Raw genomic sequence first — 18,939 nt, 5'->3', positions numbered from 1 at the left:
AGGGCTTAATAAGCTGCTGGAAGCACGCTGAAACGCTCAAGCGCGGCGGCGATGCCGTCTTGATCATTGGACAACGTGATGTAGTCGGCAGATCCTTTCACTTGCATCGGTGCATTGGCCATCGCCACACCGACTCCAGCATAGCGCAGCATCGGTACATCGTTATAATTATCTCCAAAGGCGAGCGTCTGTTCACGTGCAACATGATAGAAATCAATAATGTGCTGCATTGCTGAAGCTTTGCTGACCTGTTTCGAGGTAATCTCCAAATAGGTGGATTTGGACTTATAGAAGATGGCATCAAGCGACACATCGGTCAATCGCTGCTCCAGTGCATCGATTTCTTCCGGTGCTCCCATACAAAGAATTTTATGCAGCGGCGGCCATTTTCTTAAGGGATTCTCCAAGAAGTCGAAACGATGCATCGGTGTTGCGGCGATTGCTTGTTCCTGAAGGACCCAAGGGTTGGCGGGCTCCGGGACAAGCCAGCGATCAAAACTGTATGCCGAGAAGCTCACGGAGGGAAAATGGGCATCTACTTGCTGCCACACAGTCTTTGCTGCCTGTGGCGCCAGTGTCGTTGCTTGCAGAGGCTCCCCGTCTAGCTGCACCGAGTCAACGATTAAAGCACCGCTGTAACAGATCATCGGACCGGCTAAACCGAGTCGCTGCTGCAGCGGCAGAATACCGCTTGGCATACGGGCGGAAACGAGGATAAAAGGGATGTTTTGCTTCGCGCAGGCGTGAACCGCATGGATGGTCCGTTCAGTCAGTTGATGATGCGTCGTAATCAGAGTACCGTCAATATCGCTGAAGATTACTTGAATCGCCACTAAAACCCACTCCTTTAACACCATTTGTCATGAATCAGAGTCAATAAGAATCAACTCCGCGCCTTGCATTTTACATGCGGCATCGATTTTCTCAGGCGGCTTGCAATCGGTAATGAATTGATCGACGGCATCCCAGTCGAACGCTTTAAAACGGCTCATTTGTTCGCATTTCTTATGGTCAGCCAGAATCAAGGTACGATCGGATCGCTCGGAGACGGTTCGGCTAATCCATGCATCCTCCTCATCCTCATAATAAATACCGTCCGTGCCTAGTGCAGCGGCGCCGAGAAAGGCAGCATCAAAATGAAGACGCTCGATCTGTTTGATGCTGTCCACGGAAAAGAAAAATCGATTTCGCAGTTGGAAGCTGCCTCCGAATAGATAGACGCTGCTTTGCTCATCCTCGGATAATAAATCCGCAACATCAAGTGAATGGGTGAAAATGCTTACTGAATCATGCATTTGTTTTGCCATGCATGAGATCGTTGTCGATGCGTTCAGAAAGTAAGTACCATTAGGCGCTAAAAAGGATAATGCTTTCTTTCCGATAAGCATCTTTTCTTGCGAATAAGCCTTCATCCGTTCGCGATAGGCAAGAATGCGTTTCTTCAAATCAGGAAGCGCGATTCCTCCGTGTGTGCGGATGGCAGCTCCTTGCTCGGTGAGTTTAACGATGTCGCGCCGGGCTGTGTCGCGTGAGACATGCAGCAGTGCACAGAGATCCGCGACGGAAAGGCTGTGTTTTTTTTGAAGCACATCAAGAATGGTGACAAGACGTTCTTCTTGATAAATGATCACTCAGCCCCTTTCAAGGGATTCGTTGTGTTAACGGCATTGAAGATTATAGTAAACCGGACCTTTATTAAGTAATTGTAAGTTAAGACAGCTAAAAGTCAAGTAATTGTAAGTAAAAAGGCGCTTATATTTTTGGTTTCAACAGGTGTACAGATGATCGGATGCAATATAAACCCTTTGATAAAGATAATGAATTCGCTTACTTTCCCAAACTGTGATACACTAGCGATACACAATATATAAAAAGGGGGGCATCGAGTGACACGGCGTGAAAAAGTTTTAACCTATTTGGAAACGTACGCACGCAGTATGGATCAAGGTGTTACAACAAGCGAACTATCCGAAGCGATCGGTGTACTACGCCCGAATGTGAGCAAGGTGCTCAATCAGCTTGTCAGAGAGGGCAGGGTGAAGAAAACCAATGGCCGACCCGTTCACTATTTCGTGAATCATGCAGCCGGAAAAGATGAAATGAAGATGCAGCAGAAGCCGAACATCGGATTTGCAGGATATGCACGGATTCGTGATCCAAGCACGAAAGGGGAAGTTGCAGCAAAGAAGCACGAAGTGGATGTTTTTAAGAGCATGATTGGCAGCCGTGACAGCCTGAAGAATCAGGTCGAACAAGCCAAAGCAGCGCTGCTGTATCCGCCGCACGGACTGAATACACTGATTATTGGGCCGACAGGATCGGGGAAGACCTATTTTGCTCATAAAATGTACCATTTTGCATTGGATCGAAAGATCATTTCCAAAAAGGGATTTACCACATTCAATTGTGCGGATTACGCACACAATCCACAGTTATTGATGTCGCATCTGTTTGGCTATGTCAAGGGAGCTTTTACTGGTGCCAATGCGGATAAAGCTGGCCTGATTCAGGAAGCTGACGGCGGAATGCTTTTTCTTGATGAAGTTCATCGTCTGCCGCCTGAGGGGCAAGAAATGATCTTTTATTTTATGGATCATGGAACCTACAGTCGTTTAGGCGAGACTGCCAAAGTGCATCATGCGGACGTCAGGCTTGTTTACGCAACAACTGAAGACCCGAAAAGTTCATTGTTGCAGACTTTTGTCCGTCGTATTCCGATTATCATTCAGCTGCCGGATTTTAACCAAAGAAGTGCTCGTGAAAAGTTGCAATTATTAGAACAACTATTAACGCTTGAAGCGAATCGGATTCATAAAAATATTCGCTTAAGTGAAGACGTCGTGCAGGCTTTGCTGGGAAGTGTCACCTACGGTAATGTTGGGCAATTGAAATCGAATATTCAATTAGTTTGCGCTCAAGGGTTCTTGAACAGCATGCATCATAAACATGAAATTACGCTGCTTTTTAACCAGTTGCCGCCGAATATTAAAGACGGACTTTCCAACTTGGCAAGCGATCGCCGGGAGCTGGGGAATTTGAGCCGCTTACTTGAGCCGATGATGGTAATTAAGCCTGATGCCCAGCGCGGAACGCCCGACATTGACAGTTATGAGTTGCCGTATAATTTGTATGAAATCATTGGCGATAAAGCTGCACTGCTGAAAGAAGATGGATTGGATCAAGCTGCGATTAATCACTTCGTGATGACCGATATTAATTTGCATTTAAAATCTTTCTATCGTCAGGGAAAGTTGGACAAAACAATCGACGGTCTAGGTGAGATCGTTGATCAAGAAATTATTGAGTTAACAAAGCAGATACAGCGACTGCTTCAGGAAAGAGAAAATTATCCGGTCAGGGATCAATTCATTTATGCGATGAGCCTGCACATCAGTTCTTTTATCAAACGGATCCAGTCAGGGAAACCGCTGCGTACGATTTCAGCTGATTTGATTTCAATGGTCCATGATTATCCGGTCGAACTCAAGATTGCCGAACGCGTGAAAGATTTGATCAGAGATCATTATCATTTTCCGATTCCAGAATCTGAAGTTTATTACATGGCGATTCTTTTAGTGTCGCTTAAATCAGAACCTAAAACCGGAAAAGTCGGCATCGTTGTGGCAGCCCATGGTGACAGTACCGCCTCCTCAATGGTGCGCGTTGTTTCGCAACTGCTGTCTGTCGATAACATTGCTGCCTACGATATGCCGCTTGAAATGAGCCCCAAAGTCGCATTGGCCGGGATTGCCGCGCAAGTGAAGCGGATCGATCAAGGCAGCGGCGTTCTACTCTTGGTGGATATGGGGTCTCTGAGCACATTTAGCAATAAACTGATCGAGAAAACGACTATTCATGTCCGAACGATCGATATGGTGACGACAGCGATGGTGCTTGAAGCCGCGCGTAAAACAGCACTGATCGATAGTGATCTTGAAACCGTCTATCGGGAATTGCGTGAATTTAATGGCTACTCGCGAACGATCGAAAAGGTGCAGCAAAAGAAGAAAGATGTCCAGAAACGATCCGATCAACGAGAGAAAGCGATTATTGCGATTTGTTCGACTGGTGAAGGAACGGCTAAGCGAATCAAAGACCTGTTAGATAAGATCTTAGTTGATCATCTGATCGATGATATCACCGTGATTACCGTTTCGCTTGTGACGATGAACGAACAAATTGTCAAGATTCAGCAAGACTATCAAATCGTCGCCGCAACCGGTGTTGTGAAACCCCAAGTTGCTGTTCCGTTTGTTTCATTAGAAGACTTATTGCAGGGTGGAGGCGAGCGCTTTGTCAGTCTGATCGAAGAGATAGACAATCATGCTGTATATGAGGCTGAGACTTTCGAACATTCGGAGCTCTTAACGAAAGAAATGAGTCAGAACTATCTGGGACGCTACTTTACTTTCATTAATCCTGGGAAAATTGTAAACATATTATGGGGGTATTGCGATTTTATTCAGCAGCGCAGTCAGTCTAAACTGTCAAATGCTTTCAAGATTAGTTTGATCATGCATATGGCAGGGTCACTTGAGCGTTATCTGACACGCTCAGAAATGCGTGTTGACGAACAAAGACTGTCGAGGATCAGAATGGAAAAACTGTATCCGATCGTGAAACAGGCAAACGAAATTCTGCATGAAACGCTTAATATCAATCTTTCAGACGCAGAAGTGTTTTATATCGTTGAATTACTTAATACAGAAAAAGAAAAAAGTGATACACAAAATAATTGATACACAGTTTAAATGTGTCAATTATTTTTTTTATTAGTGGAGAAAGGCTATTAGCTCAGCTTCGCGATGCGATACACAAAAAGTGGCATGCAATTTGCTTGTGTTGTGATGTCTGTATTCTTTGAGATCTTTTGGCTTTTTCGCGACTTACTTGGAAAAGGTGGCGCGTGATAGGATGAGTTGCTTTGGTTGCACGCGAAATGTTGGTGAATGGTCATGACAATGGATGTGCGTTTTTTACGTATTGACAGCCGCTTGTTGCATGGGCAAGTGACGACGAATTGGGCAAAAGTCATCAAGGTTAACCGGATCTTAATTGTGTCCGATCGTGTGGCGAGTGATCGGACACGCAAGACATTGATCATACAAGCTGCCCCTCCTGGGATCAAAACGAATGTCATCACGGTTGAGAAAATGATCAGAATGTATCACGATCCGCGTTTCGACCTTTTAAAACCGATGATTTTGGTTGAAGATCCCGTTGATGCAAGACGTATTGTCGAAGGCGGCATAACGATCGATTCGGTTAATATTGGTGCGATCAGTTTTGACACGACGCGTGTCATGGTTACCGATGCGATCGCTGTAAATCCAGCCGATGTGGCAGCTTTCAAGTGGCTCCATGATCAGGGAATTAAGCTTGATGTCCGAAAGGTCTCAAATGACAGTTCAAAGAATCTTTGGAAGTCGCTTTCCGAAAAGGGTTTAGTTTAGCGTAAATGATTTCGAGCCCGCCTTCCTTACAGTGCACGCTTGCAAACATGAAGGGGGTGAGGTTTCCGTACGGCGAATCAATCGGCTATGCTGTTTTAGTCTTTTATGAAAGCGATAACAGAACGGGATGCTTTAGGTATCTGCTAAAGTGAAAATTTCATAAATAGGAGGTAGGAAGCAATGGTGGGTATTATCCTGGCAAGCCACGGCAATTTTGCTGAAGGCATTTTCCAGTCCGGCTCAATGATTTTCGGCGAGCAGGAAAATGTCAAAACGGTTACTTTAATGCCAAGCGAAGGCCCCGATGATGTAAAGGCAAAGATGAAAGAAGCCATTGCATCTTTAAACGATCAAGAAGAAGTGCTGTTTTTAGTCGATCTTTGGGGCGGTACACCGTTTAATCAAGTCAACAGCTTGTTTGAAGCGCACAAAGACAAATGGGCAATCGTTGCGGGTATGAATTTGCCGATGTTGATTGAAGCGTATGCTTCACGCTTATCAATGAACACCGCGCGTGAAATTGCGAAGCATATTTTGCGCACAGCAAAGGAAGGGGTCAAAGTAAGACCCGAGGAATTAGAGTCAGTAAAAGCAACGGTAGCGGCTCCTGCGCAACAATCCAATGCGGGGACGTCCGGTACATTTAAATACGTGTTAGCACGTATTGATTCTCGCCTGCTTCACGGTCAAGTCGCAACGGCTTGGACAAAGACAACACGACCGACACGGATCATCGTTGTCTCTGATGCGGTAGCTAAGGATGAACTGCGTAAGAAATTGATCCAGCAAGCTGCTCCGCCAGGCGTTAAAGCACATGTGGTTCCTGTCGATCAAATGATCAAACTTGCAAAAGATGATCAACACTTCGGCGGCCAACGTGCATTACTTCTTTTCGAAAACCCACAGGACGCGCTTAGGGCGGTTGAAGGCGGCGTTCCATTGAAGACGATCAACGTTGGTTCTTTGGCACACTCGCCAGGTAAAGTTCAGCCGAACAAGGTGTTGGCGTTTGGCCAAGAGGACATTGATACGTTCATTAAGCTGAAAAAAGCTGGTTTGGACTTCGATGTACGTAAAGTTCCAAACGATTCAAAAGGTAACATGGACGAAATTATCAAGAAAGCTCAAGACGAGTTAAATCGATTAAGAAAATCTTAATGATCAGGTGAAAAGGGGGATTAATCATCATGGATTTGAACATTATTCAAATGATATTAGTCGTTATCATCGCATTTCTGGCTGGTATGGAAGGAATCTTGGATGAATTTCACTTCCACCAACCGGTCATTGCTTGTACGTTAATCGGCTTAGTTACGGGAGACTTGATCCCGTGTCTTATCCTCGGTGGTACGCTGCAAATGATTGCTCTAGGTTGGGCAAATATAGGTGCTGCAGTCGCACCTGATGCTGCGCTCGCATCGGTCGCATCTGCAATTATTTTGGTTCTCGGCGGACAAGGGAACGCTGGCGTATCTTCGGCAATCGCGATTGCCGTTCCGCTCGCTGTTGCAGGCTTATTATTAACAATCATCTGCCGTACGATTGCAACAGGCTTTGTCCACCTGATGGATGCTGCAGCTAGAGAAGGGAATTTTAGAAAAATTGAATTTTGGCACATCATCGCGATCTGCATGCAAGGGGTACGTATTGCAATCCCGGCCGCATTAATTTTGGCGATTGGTGCCGGTCCGGTTCGAGGGTTGCTTGCATCAATGCCGATTTGGTTGACAGACGGTTTAGCAATTGGCGGGGGCATGGTCGTCGCCGTAGGTTATGCAATGGTGATTAACATGATGGCGACAAAAGAAGTATGGCCATTCTTCGCGATTGGCTTTGTACTCGCGACGGTGACACAAATCACATTGATCGGTCTCGGTGCGATTGGTGTGGCGCTTGCACTGATCTATTTAGCGCTTTCGAAACAAGGCGGCGGCTCAGGTAAGGGCGGAAATGCAAACACCGGTGATCCATTAGGCGATATTATTGATAATTACTAAGAAGGAGGGGGAGATAGCAATGGCACAAGAATTGAAACTATCAAAAAAAGATCGTATTTCGGTTTGGTGGCGCTCAACGTTCCTTCAAGGTTCTTGGAACTATGAACGGATGCAAAACGGTGGTTGGGCCTACTCAATGATTCCCGCAATTAAAAAATTATACACGTCTAAGGAAGATCGTGCTGCCGCACTAAAACGTCACTTAGAGTTCTTTAATACGCACCCGTATGTCGCTTCACCCATTATTGGTGTCACTTTAGCGCTTGAAGAAGAACGTGCGAATGGTGCGCCGGTTGATGACGTGGCCATTCAAGGGGTTAAGGTCGGTATGATGGGGCCGTTAGCAGGTATCGGTGATCCGGTTTTCTGGTTCACAGTCAAACCAATCCTTGGCGCATTGGCAGCTTCTCTTGCGATGGGCGGCAACATCCTCGGACCTATTCTTTATTTCGTTGGCTGGAATATTATTCGTATGGCATTCATGTGGTATACACAAGAATTTGGTTACAAAGCGGGTTCTAAAATTACTGACGATTTATCCGGTGGATTACTTCAAGATATTACGAAAGGTGCATCGATTCTTGGTATGTTCATCCTCGGTGCATTAGTGAACCGTTGGGTATCGGTGAAATTCACGCCAATTGTATCGTCAGTGAAACTTGACAACGGTGCCTATATTGATTGGAGTAAATTACCTTCCGGAGCGCAAGGGATTAAAGAGGCGTTGGAACAGCAAGCTGCTGGTCTTTCACTAGAAGCGCATAAAGTCACGACATTACAAAATAATTTGGACAGTTTAATCCCTGGTTTAGCAGCCTTGGTACTAACACTTTTTTGCATGTGGCTGCTTAAGAAGAAAGTCTCTCCAATTGTTATTATTCTCGGATTGTTCGTGATTGGTATTGTCTTTCATGTCATTCACTTAATGTAAGCGTGAAGTTTTTTGGTGAAGCATGGGTAAGCGAAACGAAAGGAAGTGGAGAAAAATGGTTCAATCAGTGAATACAAAAGTCGATTTTGTAGCGGATGCCACGTCTTATATGGGGCTGACTGATTACGGCAAAGTCATGATCGGCGACAAGGCGTTTGAATTTTATAATGCCCGAAATGCCCAAAAATACATTCGCATCCCTTGGAATGAAGTCGATTATGTCATTGCTTCAGTGATGTTCCAAGGAAAGTGGATCCCCCGCTATGCACTACGGACGAAGAAAAATGGAACGTACACTTTTTCTTCCAAGCATCCAAAAGACGTTTTGCGTGCGATACGCAACTACGTGGAATCAGAACGCATGGTCAAGTCGCTGACGTTCTTTCAAGTTGTCAAACGCGGCCTAAAAGCGATGTTTGTCCGAAAAAGAAGTCAATAGTCTCGCCACTTTTAAAGAATTAGAAGCACATGTTTCGTTTGCTGCGCCTCATCTGAACAAACAGTCGTTTTGTAAACGGCTGTTTTTTTTCAGGAAAAGAAAGTATAAGATTTTGCCCCATCTTCAAACCCATAGACCCGTGTCTTGACTATGAATCAAAGCGGAGGTGCTCTGGCGCCTGCGGGATCGCGCGTTGTTGCTGCGTGCCAGCGAGTAACCGAAGCGACGATTCAGCACCGAAAAGACACGAATCCATCACACATGGCTGGAGATAGAGGACCAAGCACAGCTTGGTTTTTCTCACAGGAAAAGAAAGTTTATGATTTTGCTTTGGTGTAGAACGATAAGCGGCAATTTCATCAATAAGAGTTAGCTCGAGACACGAAAGCGCGAGACGCCTGCGGGAACAGCGAGCCAAGGAAGACCCCGCAGATCAATTGCGTGTCCGAGGAGGCTTCCGGATCGCCCGCGGCAAGCGAGCAGCTGGAGTGTCGTTTGTGCACAAGGTGATGAACAAAGCCCGAATGGAAGGCGGAAGTAAGGACCGGGCGTATTTTGCCCGTCACTTTCGTCACATTTATGTACGAAGGGATTTGCTATGCGTAGGCATTTCTAATGAAAAGATTTTTTTTGATTTGACTTTATCGGCAATACAACTTATACTAAAGTAGACCTAATGGGATATATCATTTTTATCACGATTTTCATGTAGATTTGATGATGTTTTTGGCAATACTGGCAGCAGGTTGGATGAGAAGCTGATTTATTTTTGCGCTGGATCATACTGGCGCGGTCAGAGGAACCGTAAGGATGGAAGAGAGGTAGGGCTTTCGTTGTTTTGGCGCCCGAAAATCTAATGATGTAATGTTTTGTTTGATTTAGGTCTAATTTTATGATTGTGTATGTATGATAAAAGGCAACATTTATAATTCACGTGTTATAAAAGGATTATCAATGTGTGTGTACTTTATTGATACTTTTTATAATATGTGAATTTTTTATTTTTGCGGGAAGACCCTCGATGCAAAAGATTTGCGAATCTGAGTATCAAGGTTAAGGTACGCCGGATAAAACATACGCATATATCAAATTTTTTCGATGTTCAAGTAATTGGATATCCAATTTTTAGGAGGTTTTCATTTTGAAAACAGGTACAGTTAAATGGTTTAACAGCGAAAAAGGCTTCGGTTTCATCGAAGTTCCAGGTGAAAACGACGTATTCGTTCACTTTAGCGCTATCCAAACGGACGGCTTCAAAACGCTTGACGAAGGTCAACAAGTTGAATTCGAAGTTGTTGAAGGCAACCGTGGACCGCAAGCAGCTAACGTTGTTAAGCTGTGATTGATTGAAGGATTAAAAAAGTCGTCTCCTAATCAGGAGGTGGCTTTTTTTGCGCGTTAAGAACGAACGAGCGAGCGACTCGGGCAAGTTTGCGGTTAAGTCGTATGAGTGGACTCCGTCATTAAATTATCTTATGATAACGGTGATGTTTATCACTTACTTGGAGGAAGTAAACGATGTCACAGTTGGAAGATCTGCTTTCATTTAATCAAAAATTCGTTGCCGAACACGCTTATCGTTCTTATGAAGCACCGAGTCGGCCAACAAAAAAGATGACGATTGTCTCCTGCATGGACTGCCGTTTGATTGAACTGTTGCCCAAAGCATTAAATGTGAAAAATGGTGACGCAATCATGCTGAAGACGGCTGGTGGCATGGTTGAATCCCCTTACAGCAATACCATGAAAAGTATTCTAGTTTCGCTCTACGAGTTAGGATCTGAAGCCGTTTATATTATTGGTCACACCGATTGCGGCATGCACGGACTTAAGTCAGATAAAATGATTCAAGACATTAAAGCGCGCGGTATTATGGATAAGCAGTTTGCTGAGGTAGGCATTGATGTTCGTGAGTGGCTGAATGGTTTTCAAACGGTTGAAAACGAAGTGCAAAAGAGCGTATCGATTGTAAAAAGTCATCCACTGCTTCCTGAAGATACACCGGTCATTGGCTTGGTGATTGATCCGAAAACCGGTGAATTGAAACAGGTCTGAGCAGTTGCATCTTTTCAGTCTCCTTTTCCTATATATGCCAATGAACTTCCCGAATATAGATTTCTCTTACGGTGCAAAATATGTGCTGTAAGGGAGGTGAAACACATGGCAAATTCAAATAATTTAGTCGTGCCAGGTGTACAACAAGCAGTCAATCAGATGAAAGAAGAAATCGCTCGCGAATTCGGTGTTAATCTTGGACCGGATTCAACATCAAGAGCAAACGGTTCTGTTGGTGGGGAAATTACCAAACGCCTGGTGGCACAAGCCCAGTCGCAATTCGGCGGAACAACAAAATAAGTATAAGCACGAAAAAGGAATAGCGTTTATAAAAGGAACGGCTGATGCTGTTCCTTTTTCTTTTTAGTTCGGACGAACGGATACCTTGTTCTATTTTTGCGGGTTTGCTCATAGGCTCTACACAGGAATGAAATACTGATATGGATTCCGAAGAGGGGGAGAACCTTGGTATATCGCTTACTTGCATTGGACATCGATGGAACCCTGCTGAACAGCAACAATCGCCTTGATCGGCAGACAAAGGATGCCATTCAGTATGCTCAAAAAAAAGGCGTTATTGTCACTCTAGTCTCTGAACGGCATTTTCACTCTGCGGCAAAGGTTGCGCGAGCGCTGCGTTTGACACAGCCGATTATCACTCATAACGGAGCATTCGTTTCATCGTCGATGGATGATCCCGTCTACACAAGTAAAATTGATCATAGTGTCTTGATTCAATTAGCCGAATTTCTTGAAACGTATCCATGTCAAATTCAAATGTCCCATGAACGTCTGTCTGTCAGCAATCGGCCGCATTCGAAAAACTTGATTGCAAAAATGACAATCGGAATGAATGAGCCGCTCTTCTACCCAGTCACCTATGTTGACTCGCTCAGTCAATATCTGCTTGAAAATTATGAGGCAGCGACTGATGTTAAAGTGAAAGTGGATGATAAAAAGACGACGGATGATCTTGAAAAAGCGATCAGCGATTATTTTCCATCGCTGGAAACATCGAGAGCCGGTTCGGATCGTATGACGATTGTTCGTCAAGGAACATCGAAGTTTAACGGTTTGCTGTTTTTTGCCGGACAGCTTGGCATTCCGCTTCATGAGATTGTTGCAGTTGGTGATGGGTTCGACGACTTAGAGATGATTGAAAAGTGCGGACTTGGTGTGGCCATGCGCAATGCCCCGAAAGAAGTCAAAGCAAAAGCAGAGTGGGTGACGCGTTCAAACGATATGGACGGTGTTGCTTATATGGTACGCGAAGTGTTCCGGAAACAGATCCGAGTGCACTGATAGGAAGATCTACAACTTGCAGCCTGCCACAGGCTGTTTTTTTGCTGTAAAAGAAAGTATGCGATTTGCCCTTGCCGGTACGATGATTAGCGTCATTGAAGAGGAACTTCCGTTAATTGTAAAGGAACTTTCGCTAAGTGCGCATACGTCCTGTATGCAACGCGAAAGTCATCGCATCCTGCGGAAGTCACGAAAGTGCTCTGGCGCTTGCGGGATCGCGCTTAGTTGATACGTGTCAGCGAGACCACGCAGAGTCTCACCTGTTGGAGGAGGCTCGCGGTACGCCTACGGCAAACGAGCAGCTTCTAAGCTGCTCTCGAAGGATAAAACGCTCCATTGGAAGGTCTGAAAACGAAGTCGATACAAAGTGCTGGTTCCGTGAAAGCTGTACAATGAATTGCGAACATGTGATCGTCTGTGATAAAATGAAACAAATGGATAAGACGAGGAGGAACGCGCTTTGATTCGGTTTTTGCATGCTGCCGATCTGCACTTGGATCGACCGTTTGAAGGATTGACACGGCTGCCAGAGTCGCTTCACGAACGCGCGGCACGCAGCACATTTATTGCTTTACAGCGCCTTGTTGACGCGGTACTTCATGAGAAGGCCGACTTTCTCATCATATCCGGAGATCTTTTCGACAACAGCCATCGAAGCATTAAGGCGCAGCACGCCTTTGTTAAAGAAATGCGGCGCTTGTACGCTGCATCGATTCCTGTTTATCTTGTATACGGGAACCACGATTTTGTCAACGAAACATGGAATCAGCTCCGACTGCCCGACAATGTCCACGTTTTTCCGGAAACACCCGAATGTTTTACTTTGACTTGCGCAAATGGTCAGGTTGTGCATTTGTACGGATTCAGCTATCACCAGAAATGGGTAAAAGAAAATATGGCTGCACATTATCGCAAAAGCGGAACTGCGGATTTTCATATCGCCCTTCTGCATGGGGAAGAAAAAAGTGGGATTGATGACGGACATTACGCTCCGTTTACGCTGTCCGACTTGGAGACGGCCGGATTTGACTATTGGGCACTGGGACATATACATAAAAGACAGCAGTTGCCGACCTCAGTACCTGCCTGGTACCCGGGCGATCTTCAGGGGCTGTCATTTAAGGATTCTGAGCTTGGATTAAAAGGCGCATCCGTTGTTCGGTTGACGCAGCATCATGCTGAAGTCCGTTTTCTGCCTACTTCCGATATTGAGTGGATCCATGCCGATCGATTCTTTGGTCAGATCGAAACGGCCGATCAGCTGGCGGAAGCGTTGCGTGCATTTAAGGAAGACGAGCGTGAGAAGCATCAGGGCGTGTTTGTGCGATTGAACAGCACGATTGAACAGCACGGATTGCCGCAGCAAACGCTTGAGAAATTGTTTCGGGAAGTCATTGAAACGCTCAATGAAGATGAAGAACCGCTCAGCGATTTCGTCTGGCTGGAACTCGGCACCTTTGATGTTCATGGGGGTTGGAATAAAGAGGAGATCATGAACAGTCCACATTTCGCCGGCGATCTGTTCCGCTTAATCGAACAGCCAAAAAGCGTTGAAGAAGCGGCGGAAATGCTGTATTCGCATCACTTGGGCCGGCGTTTTCTTCCTCCTTTGTCTTCAGAGGACCAGCAGCAAATCCGCCATGCGAGCGAGCAGTTGCTTGCGGATGTTTTGTTGAACGACACGCAAAGCGGATCAATTGACAATGAATCATAAGGGGGTGCGGCGCGTTTCTTACGGGGAGCGCCGGAAACAATGAAACTCAATGCGCTGACGATACGCCGCTTCGGTCGTTTTGAACGGAAGCGGATCACCTTACCGAATACGCCGCTTGTCATGATCTACGGTGAAAATGAAAGCGGAAAATCGACCATGATGGCGTTTATCGTGCACCAGTTGTTCGGTTTTTCTGGGAAAAAAACCGTTGAGCAATGGCAAGGGAATGGTGATTCACAAACGATTGGCGGATCAATCACTTTTACAGGAGACGACGGGAACGTTTATCATTTGGAACGGTGCTTCAATGGACAAGAACAGCTTGATTTTCATTTAAGGGATGGGGCACCGGTGCATTTGGATTCGCTTTTGCACGGGATGAACCGAATGCTTTTTCAGAGTGTCTTTTGTTTTGATTTGGACGGACTGAGAGATATCGATAAAAAAAGCCCATCCGATCTGAACGATCTTTTGCTTGGCGCGGGAATGATCGGCAGTGGAACACTGGGCAAGCTGGAACAGTCCTTAGAGAAACAATGTGCCGAACTTTTTAAAAAAAAGGGAAAGAAACCTGCCATTAATCAACGATTTACGCAGCTGAACGCATGCTCTGCCGAATTGAACGCATGGGAAAAGAAAATGGATGATTATCAAGAACTGCAGCAGCGCATTCAAGAAGGCAGTAAGCGACTGGAGACATTAGAAGCGACGAAGCGAAAGCTTCAGCAAGCGTTTCAATGGTGGACGGCATTCTCCGCCGCGCGGCCACTGATTCAGTCGCGTCAGCTGCTCGAGCAGGAATTGCGACAATTGCAGGCGGATCCTCCGTTTCCTCAACAAGGCAAGCAGCGGTACGATGATTTAAAGAAACAGGCCAATACAAAACGTGAGGAATTGGCGCAAACTAATGAACAAATCAGTCAGCTGCAAGCCGCGCAACAAAAGATTAAGGTCGATCTTCGTTGGCAGCGGTATGAAGCAGCGCTCCAACATCTGTTCAAATCAGCAGTTGAGGATGAACAAAATGAAAATGAGCTGCGTCGCGTTGAAACCGAGCTTCGCGAGCAAAAAACCGCCTGTCAAAGAATCTGCGATTATTTAGGCGGCCAGTGGTCGGAAACCGCTATTCGCCAAGCTTCTTCAGATTTATCTTTTCCGAAACAGTTGAAGATTCAAATTGACAATTGGAACGAGAAACAGAATGAACAGCGCGATCTCATGCATGATCAGTCGGCAGCATCCGAACATGTCGATAAATTGGAGGCTCAGCTGAAGAACACCGAGGCGAAAAAAGTTGCACAGGAGCAGAATGTGCACCGCCGTTCTGAAACGACGCACTCTGGCCATTATCAAGCACCAATAAGTGTTCTTGTTGGCGCGACTGCGGTTTTGGCGCTAAGTTCTGCGCTTCTAATCACCCCGCTGGCAGCCGTACCCGTACTTTTTTTAGGCGCCGGCATTCTAGTCGGTTTGTATTTTTTCGCGTTCCCCAGAAACCGCACTTACGCTGCCGGCGGTGAGGAAGAGCGTCTGGACAGTCAACGGATGATGATTCATCAGCAGTTGGTTGAGGCGCGTGACGAATTAGCTAGGCTGAATCAACGTGTTGGGGCAAACAGACAGAAGATACAAACGCTTGAACAAGAGATCAAATCTTGGCTCAGCAGCCATGGCTACGCGATTGAACATTTACATGATGCTGAAGAAAAGGTTCGGTTGGTCGAGAACGGTCAAGAAATATGCCGGAAGATGGATCAGTTGAATAATCAGCGTGTGCAGCTTTCAGCAATGCATCAAGCATTTTTAGACGAAACAAAGACGTTGGCAGAGCAGCTGGGTGTTCCCGGCGGGGATGCAGATTATCTCAAGGAACGCAGTCAAAAGGAGTTCGCGCATCTTCGAAATCTGGAGGACCTCGAAAAACAGTGCACCTATTATGAAACCCATAAGGAACGTCAGCTTCATGCGATTCACGCTTTAAAGCAGCAACAGGCACAACTACTGAAGGACGTCGATGCAGACAGTGAAGCGCAATTTTATGCGCTTGCCGAACGTGATGCGCGCCGTTGCGAGTTAGAGCGCAAGTCCGAAACCTCTAGAATTCAGTTGCTTGAGCTGACTGGCTCAGAGGAACGGATCAGAGCTTATGAGGATTACCTGAAAAGTGGGAACTGGGAAGCAGAGTCGGAACAGACCTATCAAGCACAGTTGTCTGCATGCGAGTCGGAACTGAAATCCGTTCGCGATCAACTTGCTGCAGATCGAGCGAGCAGTGCGGCGATGGAAGCGAATAATTCCTATCGCAAGACTCTGGACCGCTATCACACCTTAGTCACTGATGCAGGGATCAAAGCAAAGGATTGGGCGGTCTTGCAAACAGCACTCTGGGCGATTAGAAAGGCGAAGGAAAACTATCGAGAACAGCGGCTTCCTCACGTGTTGACGAAAGCGGCGGAATATTTTCGCTGTGTTACCGATCATCGCTATGTACGACTGACGTTGAACGATTCCGGTTTTATGGCCGAACAGGCGGATGGGGTGAACGTTCATGCGGCAAACCTAAGCAGAGGAACTGCCGAACAGCTATATCTATGTCTGCGCCTTGCTTTAATGGACGCCTTTCAAGGTTATGAAACCATGCCGATGATCGTTGATGACAGTTTTGTCAACTTTGATGCATTGCGAACGAAAAAAGTCTATGCGCTACTTGAGAAAATTGCGGCGCAGCGCCAAGTCATTATTTTTACTTGCCACAAGACCGCATATCTCAAGGAACATGCGGAAACCATTCTGAATCTGTCGAAGGAAGGGAAAGAAACGGTATCTCAATAAAGTGTACTTGTCAAATTTGTTTCATAACGCTAAATAGCCGAGCATGCATGCTATAATTTAAGAGATAAACAATGACTATGAACCGAATAAGGATGAATTCAAATGAATAATACAAGCTATAAAATTAATCTTGTCGAAGATGAAGAAAGTTTAGCTTCCATTCTTAAAGCATATTTGGAGAAGGAAGGCTGGTCTGTATCTGTTTTTCATACTGGGGAAGAGGCAATGAACTATCTGCATAACGGCGTTCATCTCTGGATTTTGGACATCATGCTCCCCGGCATGTCCGGATACGACCTAATCAAGAAGATCAAAGAAAATCACTCCGAGCAGCCGGTTATTTTTATCTCAGCACGCGATCAAGATTTGGATAAAATTCTTGGTCTTGAACTCGGCAGTGACGATTACTTGGCGAAACCTTTTTTACCCAAGGAACTTGTGATTCGGGTTAAGAAATTGCTGCATCGCGTGTATGGTGCAGGAATTCATGAAAATCGATTAGTGATCTCTAAATACCAGCTTGACGTGGTGCGCCGAAAGGTATTTGATGAAGAGAATCAACTGATTGAGCTGACCACAAAAGAATTTGATGTCTTGCTCTATTTGGTGGAAAATGTAAATATAGCAAAATCACGTCAGGATATTCTGAATGAGGTTTGGGGCGAAGATTATGTCGGCTCTGATCGTGCTGTTGACGATGTTGTTCGACGGATACGCAGAAAGATGGAGCGTCTCTCATTGGAAACCGTCTACGGATCCGGGTACAGGATTGTCTCATGAACAAGCCATTTCAAATGACATTAACAAAGCGGATTTGGTTATGTTTTGTTCTCCTTGAATGTTTTATTGGTTTGATCATTATCATCGTTTACCCCTATTCCATTCAGAACACGCTGAAAGAAAATACATTTCGAACAATCGAAGCGCAGCAGTTGCTCAGTTTTCAGCGCCATGATGAGAGTTTTGCAATCGATAATCCCGGAACCGATAATAAAAGCGGTGATTTGACAAGAACGATTATTGTTGATAAGCACCTCAAACCCATAACTAGCCAAACCTATTTAGAGACTGATGTATTTAACCAGATGCGAAATCAAATCAAACACCAGTATACGAATTTGGCTCGCTATGAGCTGAAACAAAACGGTTCAACGCTTTATTTTGTAGTCAGACGCGTAAAAATCAATATGGTGGATGATGGTTACCTCATTTCCTATATGTGGGATACTTATGATAATGAATTAAAAAACAATTTGTGGAATCGGTTGATTTTTATTTTTGTGATGGTAAGCATCCTCAGCTTATTTCTCGCTTTTTGGTTGGCACGCTACTTGAAACGGCCATTGGATATTCTGGGACGGCGCTTTAAAGAAATTTCGCGTTTGAATTGGGAGAAGCCTTTTGAATGGAAAGGCGATGTGGAATATGAACGGCTTTCTGCCCAGTTTGAAGAGATGCGTTTGAACCTGATCAATTACGATCAGTCTCAGAAGGTATTTCTCCAGCAAGCTTCTCATGAGTTAAAAACGCCGATTATGATCGTACAAAGCTATGCGCAGTCGGTAAAGGACGGGATCTATCCCAAAGGCGGACTCGATGATTCTATGGATATCATCATTGAGGAATCGCAGCAAATGGAAAAGCGGGTGCGTAAATTACTTTACTTTACGCGGTTTGACTCGATTGGCGACAAACAAATGCGTTTTTCGAAGCTGCAATTTGGCGAACTTGCTGAGCCAATTCGTGAGCGGTTCAGGACTCAGAGAACGGATTTGGACATTCATATTTCCGGTGAGGAAACGGAACTTTATGTTGATAAAGAACAAATGTTGACTGTCTTGGAGAATTTAGTTGAAAATGGATTGCGCTACGCCAAAAGCGGAATCTGGCTTGAAGCAGCTGGCAAAAGCAATGTTCGGACGGTTGTGACGGTACGAAACGATGGTCCTCAAATTCCTGACCATGAACTTAAAGCAATGTTCAAACCGTTTGAAAAGGGAGAAAAGGGCCAATTTGGCTTAGGTCTGGCAATTGTGAAGCGAATCGTTCATAATCATCATGGAGTGATTTATGCGTCGAATCGTAAAGATGGCGTTGCTTTTGAGATGACTCTGCCTGTTTTACCCTTGGAAGGCAAGGATAAATAAGTGGTGCAGTATGAGTGCTTAACAAGACGGAAAACGAGCAGATACGGAATGAGGCATGACCGTCTTCCG

The 18,939-nt window shown here is 45.3% G+C and carries 16 protein-coding genes; 14 read left to right on the top strand and 2 right to left on the bottom strand.

What is annotated here, in order from left to right; all coding sequences use genetic code 11:
* Positions 1-5: 5 nt before the first annotated feature.
* Together K7399_RS08705 and K7399_RS08700 are read right to left on the bottom strand one after the other, a co-directional pair.
* On the bottom strand, positions 6-833 hold the full coding sequence (locus K7399_RS08705; RefSeq protein ID WP_028975937.1) for a Cof-type HAD-IIB family hydrolase: 828 nt from the start codon (positions 831-833) through the stop codon (positions 6-8).
* 27 nt (positions 834-860) lie between these two features.
* Positions 861-1,631, bottom strand: coding sequence for a DeoR/GlpR family DNA-binding transcription regulator (locus K7399_RS08700; RefSeq protein ID WP_028975936.1), 771 nt, complete (start codon positions 1,629-1,631; stop codon positions 861-863).
* Positions 1,632-1,886: 255 nt separating this feature from the next.
* Between K7399_RS08700 and K7399_RS08695 the strand changes: the two genes are divergently transcribed.
* The 14 genes from K7399_RS08695 (at position 1,887) to K7399_RS08630 (ending at position 18,870) form a co-directional block, all read left to right on the top strand.
* Positions 1,887-4,739 (top strand): sigma 54-interacting transcriptional regulator, encoded by a 2,853-nt coding sequence (locus K7399_RS08695; protein ID WP_028975935.1) that lies wholly within the window; start codon positions 1,887-1,889, stop codon positions 4,737-4,739.
* Positions 4,740-4,955: 216 nt separating this feature from the next.
* Positions 4,956-5,453 (top strand): PTS sugar transporter subunit IIB, encoded by a 498-nt coding sequence (locus K7399_RS08690; protein WP_081787934.1) that lies wholly within the window; start codon positions 4,956-4,958, stop codon positions 5,451-5,453.
* 180 nt (positions 5,454-5,633) lie between these two features.
* The gene (locus K7399_RS08685; protein WP_028975933.1) at positions 5,634-6,611 is read left to right on the top strand and encodes a mannose/fructose/sorbose PTS transporter subunit IIA; all 978 of its coding nucleotides are present in this window, start codon (positions 5,634-5,636) and stop codon (positions 6,609-6,611) included.
* A gap of 29 nt (positions 6,612-6,640) precedes the next feature.
* Positions 6,641-7,450, top strand: a complete 810-nt coding sequence (locus tag K7399_RS08680; protein WP_028975932.1) for a PTS mannose/fructose/sorbose transporter subunit IIC — start codon at positions 6,641-6,643, stop codon at positions 7,448-7,450.
* Between the two features lie 19 nt (positions 7,451-7,469).
* Positions 7,470-8,381: a PTS system mannose/fructose/sorbose family transporter subunit IID gene (locus tag K7399_RS08675; RefSeq protein ID WP_028975931.1), complete on the top strand. Its 912-nt coding sequence runs from the start codon at positions 7,470-7,472 to the stop codon at positions 8,379-8,381.
* A gap of 55 nt (positions 8,382-8,436) precedes the next feature.
* The gene (locus tag K7399_RS08670) at positions 8,437-8,820 is read left to right on the top strand and encodes a DUF956 family protein (protein WP_028975930.1); all 384 of its coding nucleotides are present in this window, start codon (positions 8,437-8,439) and stop codon (positions 8,818-8,820) included.
* A gap of 1,141 nt (positions 8,821-9,961) precedes the next feature.
* A complete protein-coding gene (locus K7399_RS08665; RefSeq protein ID WP_028977590.1) occupies positions 9,962-10,162 on the top strand; it encodes a cold-shock protein in 201 nt (66 codons plus the stop codon).
* Between the two features lie 176 nt (positions 10,163-10,338).
* Positions 10,339-10,875 carry a beta-class carbonic anhydrase gene (locus K7399_RS08660; RefSeq protein WP_028977591.1) on the top strand — a complete coding sequence of 179 codons (537 nt, stop codon included), beginning with the start codon at positions 10,339-10,341 and terminating at the stop codon, positions 10,873-10,875.
* 105 nt (positions 10,876-10,980) lie between these two features.
* A complete protein-coding gene (locus tag K7399_RS08655; RefSeq protein WP_028977592.1) occupies positions 10,981-11,175 on the top strand; it encodes an alpha/beta-type small acid-soluble spore protein in 195 nt (64 codons plus the stop codon).
* A 165-nt stretch (positions 11,176-11,340) separates the two neighbouring features.
* Positions 11,341-12,177 (top strand): Cof-type HAD-IIB family hydrolase, encoded by an 837-nt coding sequence (locus tag K7399_RS08650; RefSeq protein WP_028977593.1) that lies wholly within the window; start codon positions 11,341-11,343, stop codon positions 12,175-12,177.
* A gap of 460 nt (positions 12,178-12,637) precedes the next feature.
* Positions 12,638-13,891: a metallophosphoesterase family protein gene (locus K7399_RS08645; RefSeq protein ID WP_051578034.1), complete on the top strand. Its 1,254-nt coding sequence runs from the start codon at positions 12,638-12,640 to the stop codon at positions 13,889-13,891.
* 39 nt (positions 13,892-13,930) lie between these two features.
* Positions 13,931-16,723 (top strand): ATP-binding protein, encoded by a 2,793-nt coding sequence (locus K7399_RS08640; protein WP_028977595.1) that lies wholly within the window; start codon positions 13,931-13,933, stop codon positions 16,721-16,723.
* 102 nt (positions 16,724-16,825) lie between these two features.
* Entirely contained in the window at positions 16,826-17,503 is a 678-nt protein-coding gene (locus K7399_RS08635) for a response regulator transcription factor (protein WP_028977596.1), read from the top strand.
* On the top strand, positions 17,500-18,870 hold the full coding sequence (locus K7399_RS08630; RefSeq protein ID WP_028977597.1) for a sensor histidine kinase: 1,371 nt from the start codon (positions 17,500-17,502) through the stop codon (positions 18,868-18,870). Before K7399_RS08635 ends, K7399_RS08630 begins: the two co-directional genes overlap by 4 nt.
* The last annotated feature ends 69 nt before the right edge of the window (positions 18,871-18,939 follow it).

Source organism: Sporolactobacillus terrae (assembly GCF_019930545.1).
Taxonomy (GTDB): Bacteria; Bacillota; Bacilli; order Bacillales; family Sporolactobacillaceae; genus Sporolactobacillus; species Sporolactobacillus terrae.
This window is presented reverse-complemented; position numbering and strand designations above follow the sequence as displayed.

Bases quoted from the DNA above. Each gene is read 5' to 3' on its own strand.
- K7399_RS08690 (WP_081787934.1), top strand. From the start codon at position 4,956: ATGACAATGGATGTGCGTTTTTTACGTATTGACAGCCGCTTGTTGCAT.
- K7399_RS08630 (WP_028977597.1), top strand. From the start codon at position 17,500: ATGAACAAGCCATTTCAAATGACATTAACAAAGCGGATTTGGTTATGT.
- K7399_RS08680 (WP_028975932.1), top strand. From the start codon at position 6,641: ATGGATTTGAACATTATTCAAATGATATTAGTCGTTATCATCGCATTT.
- K7399_RS08660 (WP_028977591.1), top strand. From the start codon at position 10,339: ATGTCACAGTTGGAAGATCTGCTTTCATTTAATCAAAAATTCGTTGCC.
- K7399_RS08635 (WP_028977596.1), top strand. From the start codon at position 16,826: ATGAATAATACAAGCTATAAAATTAATCTTGTCGAAGATGAAGAAAGT.
- K7399_RS08685 (WP_028975933.1), top strand. From the start codon at position 5,634: ATGGTGGGTATTATCCTGGCAAGCCACGGCAATTTTGCTGAAGGCATT.
- K7399_RS08655 (WP_028977592.1), top strand. From the start codon at position 10,981: ATGGCAAATTCAAATAATTTAGTCGTGCCAGGTGTACAACAAGCAGTC.
- K7399_RS08640 (WP_028977595.1), top strand. From the start codon at position 13,931: ATGAAACTCAATGCGCTGACGATACGCCGCTTCGGTCGTTTTGAACGG.
- K7399_RS08670 (WP_028975930.1), top strand. From the start codon at position 8,437: ATGGTTCAATCAGTGAATACAAAAGTCGATTTTGTAGCGGATGCCACG.
- K7399_RS08675 (WP_028975931.1), top strand. From the start codon at position 7,470: ATGGCACAAGAATTGAAACTATCAAAAAAAGATCGTATTTCGGTTTGG.